General features: G+C 59.2%; 2 protein-coding genes. Both read left to right on the forward strand.

Going from position 1 to position 7748, the window contains the following annotated elements; all coding sequences use genetic code 11:
• The first annotated feature begins 8 nt into the window (after positions 1 to 8).
• The gene (locus IFO71_RS07100) at positions 9 to 6797 is read left to right on the forward strand and encodes an RHS repeat-associated core domain-containing protein (RefSeq protein WP_192028843.1); all 6789 of its coding nucleotides are present in this window, start codon (positions 9 to 11) and stop codon (positions 6795 to 6797) included.
• Positions 6794 to 7519 carry a hypothetical protein gene (locus IFO71_RS07105; RefSeq protein ID WP_192028844.1) on the forward strand — a complete coding sequence of 242 codons (726 nt, stop codon included), beginning with the start codon at positions 6794 to 6796 and terminating at the stop codon, positions 7517 to 7519. The genes IFO71_RS07100 and IFO71_RS07105 overlap by 4 nt, the downstream gene beginning before the upstream one ends.
• Positions 7520 to 7748: the final 229 nt, after the last annotated feature.

Below are 7748 nucleotides of genomic sequence, written 5' to 3' on the forward strand. Positions count from 1 at the left end.
CTCCGCCAATGAATGGCGTATCACATACCCTGCTGAGTCGCGCGCTGGCGCTGTCGATCGTAGCCGTGCTGACCTTCGCCGCCGGCCTCGATCCGGTCTACGCCCAGCCGGGCGAAAGGCTGGTCTCCACGCCGCTGTTCGACAATGACGGTGCCAAGCAATGGGTGGAGCAGCGTAATCCTGAACATGACGATCCGGCGGCGTGGTTGGCCAATGCGCTGGGTGATGTGCATCTACTGGACGGCAGCTCGGCTGGCAAGCTAAGTGCGGGTGCCGATGCCAAGCAGATTGCGCGTGATGCGGTCGCAGTCTTGCCGGCGCTAAGAGCCCAGATCAACCAGGTGCGGCAGCGGTTTGAAGCAGATCGGGCCTGGTTTGCCAAGCACGGTCTCGATGAATTGCTCGATCGCGTAGACGAAGCCGAGCAGTTGGCGGTGGGTCGACATGCAATGGTGGTAGATCAGCTGGTCGGTCTGCAGGCCGCGCTTGCAAGCAAAGGCTCGCCGGAGTCGGCCTTGTTTGAGCTGAAGAGCTTGCTGGCCAGCTATGCCCCGCCCAAGCAGTCGCCAATGACCGCAGAAGAAATGCGCGCTGAGATGGCGTTGGTCAAAGCGGGTGAGCCGTTCAATGACAGCCAGGCATTTCGAGCCAAGTTCGGTCTTGTCGATGATGCCAAGCTGGCCGACCACACATCGGGGGGCAAGGCGCCTCCGGTGGCATCCGACCTGGAGGAAACGCCGGAAGTCGTATTCAGCGATCGTGTGCGTGACAAGGCAGTCGAGTTGGACGGCAACCCGTTGGCAATCTACAGCTGGGTGCGCAATAACATCAAGGTTGTACCGGGATACGGCGCCGCACAATCGGCTGACTTCACTCTGATCAATGGGCAGGGTACTCCGTTTGATATCGCCAGCTTGACCATTGCCCTGCTGCGCGTCTCTGGCGTGCCAGCGCGCTATGCAACCGGCCGTGTGGCGATGAACGCGGCACAGGCCAAGTCCTGGATGGAGCCGGTTGCAGGTGCAGCACAGGCGGTAGACGTGCTGCAGAACTCCGGAACCCCAGCCGTCGCACGGGTGGTCAACGGAGTGGTGGTTGAAGTCCAGCTCGAACATGTCTGGGTCGAAGCCTGGCTCGACTACGAGCCTTCGCGCGGCGCCGTACACCGTGAAGGGGATACCTGGATTCCGCTCGATGCGAGCTTCAAGCAGCATAGCGTGACTGCAAGAAGTGAGCTGCCGTCGCTTGATTCGGTGTTGCCGGACATCGTCGAAGTACTTAACGATAGAGTGGAGCATGCAGAGGGAGGCTTCAGCCAGCTCGACTTCAACCGTCTGGGCGTGATCGCCGACCGCCTTGTCACTGAGCACGAGATTGACCCGAACAGCTCGGGCATGGCCAAGCCCCTAGTGGACATCGTGCCGGCGCCTACAGAGATCGCACCGTCTGACTTGCCCTATTCGGTACTTGCCAAGCACGGCCACTACAGTGTGCTTCCCGATACCTTGCGTTTCGTGGTGGAAGTGCAGGTTCTGCGCGGCGGTGGCAATCAGCTATTTCCGATCGGATTCAGCCCGATTTCCACTCGGCGCATTCCGTTGGCCGCGCTGGGGGCTGATGGCCTGAGCATTGAGTACGCTCCGAGCAATGAGGCCTCGGAGACAGCGCTCAACGCATGGCGGCGAGACAATCCTTCCTCGCTTGCGCCTTATGCCATCGACGTAAGCCCCATCTTGATGGTGGCAGGGGAAGTCGAAGCAGTCCTGCCGAGTATTCGCATGGGAACGTCTGAGCAATGGCGGGTGACCGTGCTTGACCCGCTCGGGCTTCGATCGCGCTCGGCCAGGCCGTTCATGTGGAATGCGGGTGCCTGGGCACACGTGGCCATTGACGCCTTCGGTTTGACCCCGGCACTGCTTCAAGCGTCGGTTCCAGAGCAGTTGGAAGGCACATCGGTATCGACCCCCACGTTTCTGAAGTCAGCGGGACTTAGCTACTTCTTTGGTCACGATCACTATCGAGAGCTGATTTCCGGCGTGTTCGATGGTCGCCTGCTGCGCGGCCCATCCATCGGTGCGTTCTATCAGAACCTGTCGGTCTCCTACTTCTTTGGAGTGCCGCGAGAGGGCAGGTTCAGAGCGTTTACTACTGACGTCTACACAACCCTGGGAACCGCCGCCGCCGATCAAGCCACGTCACGCGAAATGATGATGGCGATGGGCAGCTATGGCTCATTGCTGGAAAGTCTGGTCTGGGATGTTCAGCTGGGCAACCCAATTGGTACCGGCGCCAGTTCCACTTCGATTCTGGTGGCAGCCAATGAACAGGGTGTCCCCATCTATGAGATCAATCAGTCGAACCTGACTGAGGTGATGCCGCTGATTCGTCTCAATCAGGACTCCCTGGTCGAGATCGCTTCTGCGGTAAATGCCGGGATGGTCGTTGTCGCACCGTCGGAAGAGATCAGCATCGACGGACAACCCAAGGTGGCTGGCTACTTCATCCGTGATCCTCAAACCGGTGCTGGCCTATCGAGAATCGACGCCACCATCAACGGCGGCACGATTGCCAAGTGCCTGGGCATAGCCATCTCGATGACCGAGGTGATTCAGCGCCTGATGTACAAAATCCTGATGCGGCTTGCAGAGCCTCTACTGAAGCGTGGAGTGCTCACATTGGCCATGCTGTTCGGCCCTGTGACTCTGCTTCCGGTTATCCCTGCTTTGGCAGGCTCCTACATTTGGGCCTTCTCCGCCTACCTCGCGATGCAAGAGTTTACGATCGAGGCGGCTTCAACCGATGTCATAACGGCAATCTGCTACTTGATGGGGCTCTGGCCTCGAAGGTGCGGCGGTGGAGGCGGTCTCGGGGCTGGGGGAGGCTCGCGACCACCGAGGGCGAAGGGCAAGCCGATCCTGCCTGAGCTCGGCATGGAGTACCTCGCCGAGGTCGACTATCAGGGCGAGGGCCCGTTTCCGCTCTACTTTGAGCGTCATTATCTCAGCGAAGGTGTTGCACGAGAGGGCATGGCCTCAGGCTGGAGCGCGCCTTATTTCAGCAAGTTTGTGCCGCAGCCCGAGTCATCCGGTAGTTATGTCCGAGTGGAGTTGTATCGCGCCAACCAGCCGCCGCCGGTCATAGCTGACCCGCAGCTGCCAAGCTTGCCTGCCGCTGTTCTGCTGATGACGGAAACCGGCTCCTACTATGAGTTCAAGCGGCGCGGCGATGACTTCGATACCGACCCGATACTTCCGCTCGTCTTTCAGCAAACTTCAGAGGGATACACCCACAAAGTCTGGGACGATGTCACCGAAACCTATGATCGGAATGGAAAGCTGATAAGGCTGACCGATCGCAACGGCGTTTCTCACACGTTGAGCTACAACGCTGCGGGACTGGTCAGCCGCGTTCAACACTCCTTGGGGCGCTCGATTGAATTCGAGTACAACGATTTCGGTCTTGTTTCGGCGTTCATTGACCCGCAACAGCGTCGCACCAGCTACGAGTATGACGACTGGCGCTTGGTCAAGGTGACCTATCCTGACCAAACGACTCGCGAGTACCTATACGAGGATTCAAGATTTGATCGAAAGCTCACCGGGTTGATCGATGAGCGCGGCGTGCGCATAGCGACCATCGCCTACGACTACCGCGGTCGCGCCATTGAAACGACCGGTCCCGATGGCGCGGACCGGTATCGCTTCCGCTACGCCAACGGTTCGTTCGAGGAGACTGATCCGCTTGGTGCAACGCGCCAGTACTCGATGCAGAAGATTGCCGATAATTGGTTTGTTACGGGCACCGAGCAGCCGTGCGCGACGTGTGGGGCATCAGATTTCAGCTCGCTGTCGCTCGACTCGAAGGGCTATCCTTCATCCATGCAAGACTTTGAAGGCAACAGAACTGCCTTCAACTACAACGCCCGCGGCTTGTTGGAGTCCTACACCGAAGCGGTGGGCACTCCTCAAGCGAGAACGACTGTCACCCAGTGGCATCCAGTGTGGCGTGTGCCCACACGCATCACCGAGCCGACAGAAGCCGGCACTCGAACGACGGTGCAGATTGTGAACGACCAGGGCGACGTTACCGAACGCCGAGTAACGGTGGCCGGCACAACCCGCATTTGGAAGTACACCTACAACTCGCAGGGCCAGGTGCTTACCGAAGACGGCCCTCGCGACGATGTGGCGGACGTGACTACCTACACCTACGACCCTGCCGGAAATCTCGCCACGCAGGTTGATCCGCTCGGTTTTGTCACCCGCTATACCCGCTACGATGCCAGTGGCAACTTGCTCGAGATGGTCGACCCCAATGGGCTGCTCACCGAGTACGTGTATGACCAGCGCGATCGACTGAAGGAACAGCGCAGCGGGCGCGAGGGAGAAACAGCGCGTGAAGTCACCGTCTATGGCTACGACGACGCCGGCAACCTGACCCGGACTACCTCGCCTGATGGAAGTTATCTGGCCTATCGTTACAACGAGGCCGGTCGCTTGATTGAGATCGCCGATGCGCTCGGCAATCGGGTTGAGTATTCCTACGACGCGCTAGGCAATCGGACCAGCGAGAGCACCTTCGGTGTCGGCAACGTGCTGCGGATGACCGAAACGCGAGTCTACGACAGCCGGGGACGTCTCGATGTGCTGCAGCGTGCTCGCGCTGAAGAATCCATCCGTTTTGGGTACGACGGCAATGACAACGAGCTCAGCATGCGCTCGCCACTGCACCCACAGGCCTCGACCAGCGGCTATGACGCGCTGCAGAGGCTGAAAACGAGCACCGACCCCAGCGGTGCCAGCATCGCCTACGGCTACGATGCGCAGGACAATCTGCGCACGGTCACTGACCCGCGCGGCCTCGCCACCGAATACCGCTACAACGGCTTCGACGAGCTGACCCGCCTGATCAGCCCGGATACCGGCACCACGAACTACCAGTTTGACCCCGCAGGTAACTTGCTCGGCCAGACCGACGCCCGTGGCCAAACCAGCAGCTACGAGTACGACGAGGCCAACCGGCTGCGCAAGGCTAGCTACAGCGACGAGACACTGAGCTTCACCTACGACGAAGCCTCCGGCGGCGACGGTGGCATCGGTCGGCTGTCCAGCGCCACCACAGCGGCGGCCAACGGCAGCGGCATTCCGTCCACCACGCTAGCGTTTGCTTACGACGAACATGGAAAGATCGTTGAGCGCCGACAGACCGTTGGCGCCAGCGCAGCGCTGAGCACCTCACACGACTACGATGCCAACGGCAAGCTGCAGACCACGGTGCTGCCATCTGGTGTCGAGATCCGCTACAGCTACGGCAGCGATGGTCGTCTGTTGCGCATGCTGGTCAATGGTGTCGAGATCGTCCGCGAGATCGACTATTTCCCGCTCGGAGAGCCGAAGTCCTGGGCTTATGGCAGCAATCAGCGCTACACCCGTAGTTTCGACACCGATGGCCGCGTCCGCGAACATAGTCTCGGGTCGGCGACCCGCACGCTGGCCTACGACCATAACGGCCGCGTCGAGTCGATCAGCGACAGTGGCAGCGCCCAATCCAACTGGAGTTTTGACTATGACGATGCCGATCGGCTGACTGCAGCTGACAATAGCGCTGCGGCCGGGCCCACCGCCGGATTGAGTCTGGAGTGGACCTATGACTCAACCGGTAATCGTACGCAGCAGACCAAACAGGTAGGCGCTGCTGCGGCCGAGGTGATCGACTTTGCGATCGCAACAAGCAGCAATCGCCTCAGCGCAATCGGCGCTGCTAGCCGCAGCTATGACGCCGCCGGCAACACCACGGCCTGGCGTGCCGAAGCCGGTGACTTTGCCGGACAGTCAATGCAGTCCACCTATGGCGGACGCAACCGACTGCTGGCCGTGGATCGGGTGGATGTTGGCGGCAACACCCGTATTGCCCGCTATGCCTACAACGCCTTTGGCGAACGAGTGGGCAAATGGTCGGCAACCGAGCAAGCCAACACCCGTCCCAGCGAGCAGTACGTTTACGACGAAGATGGCCACCTGATCGGGCGTTACGATGGCGACGGCCAGCTGCTGTTTGAACAGCTCTGGCTCGAAGACACGCCGATTGCGGTCATCAAGCCGGCGGGCTCCAGCCAAGGCGGCCAATCCATCCCCGCCAACGGCAATGCCCCCGCGGTCGATGTGTACTTCGTCCACCCCGACCACCTCGACACCCCCCGTGCCCTGGTCAACCCCAACAACCAGATTGTCTGGCGCTGGGAGTCTGCGCCGTTCGGTGAAACTGCGGCCAATAGCAATCCCACTGGCCTCGGAAACTTCGATTACACCCTGCGTTTCCCCGGCCAGCAGTACGACCGCGAAACCGGCCAGCACTACAACTACTTCCGTGACTACGAGGCGGGAAGTGGGCGGTATGTGCAGTCGGATCCTAATGGTTTGGACGATGGGCCGAACACATTTGCCTACGTGTACAGCCAGCCCGTGTGGTACTTCGACGTATGGGGGAAACACGGAAATAGGAACGACACCCCGGGTCCTTGCGTTGTCTACCTAGTTGTAAGTTTGGGCGGAATCAATAAGGTCGGCGAAAGTTGCAATGGAAATGAGCGGAGGGAGTTAAGGCAGCGGTGCGATTTGCAGGCCAAGAATCTCTCACAGACCACCGGGAAGAAACACGCGTGCATTGTTTCGCCCTCGATTCCTTGCAACAAGAAGGGGATCAAGAAGGTTGAGAAGGTCATTCGCGATTTCCTTCGGAAGTGCGGGTGTAGCCTTCCAGGAAACAATGAGCACAAGAGAGGACGGCGCAAGAAGTGATCGTCGAACTCTTTCTTGGCAGAACGATTGAGTTGACCTTCGCGGGTCTTGCCAACTACGTCCGAGACCTATTCCTTTACAGGTCGGTTTCCGGCCCCACTCGGCAACAAATTGAGATTGTGCTGAGAGAAGCTCGATTACCGTCTCGCTTTGACGGTTGTATTCGCGCAATTTTCTCGTTCTCTCTCTCAGACAGGTGTCGCATCGAGGAAGTGCTGGTCCGCAGGCCGGAGAATGACTGGATCTTTCTGATGAGTATCGACCTAACGCGGGAGTCCTTCGCTGATATCGGGGCGAATTCATTCCCGCTGGTTGTAGGCACTCTTTTGCGCACTGCTTTGAACCTTTCATCGGGCATGGCCGTCGTACGTGGAGTCGACGTACTTCGTTCCGCAACGGGGCAGAATCGTGAAACGGACCTATTTGTTTCGCATGCTAGGAGAGACGAAACTGATCGAGGTAGAGGTCTGGAAGTTGTGTTCGACTGCTCGGGCGGTCTAGGTTCGACTGCCGATCTCGACCTCCGGCATCAGATTGAACAGATTCTTGATGAGGCCTTGATCGATGCGGGGTGCGGAAAAGTTGTTGGCGGCTCAATAGGTGGCGGTGAGATGGAAGTGCACGTGGATGCGTCCTCGGTGCGGCTGGCAAAACGCACCATAGTCGACACGTTGAAGCGCAACGATTTGCCCTTGCCCAAGCGAATTGCTCGGGTCCAATGACGAATTAACTGTTAATTGTCACGGGAAAGCCGATAAATAAGTAGGCTCTCTTGACCCGCCGCGTAATGTGGCTGTTCGCCGCAACTACCGTGCGATTCCGCTACCCCTAGCCCGGATATTTCACGAGCCCCTCAAGATCGCGACGTTCGTCCCGACCGGACGTTCGTGTGGCCTTCGCAGACCGGATTTGGCTGCTTTTGGGATGTTTTTCCGGAATTCAGACGCAATG

It is taken from the genome of Pseudomarimonas arenosa (genome assembly GCF_014841215.1).
GTDB classification, from domain to species: Bacteria; Pseudomonadota; Gammaproteobacteria; order Xanthomonadales; family Xanthomonadaceae; genus Pseudomarimonas; species Pseudomarimonas arenosa.

Coding starts and splice junctions, on each gene's coding strand:
- IFO71_RS07100 (WP_192028843.1), top strand. CDS start 9: ATGAATGGCGTATCACATACCCTGCTGAGTCGCGCGCTGGCGCTGTCG.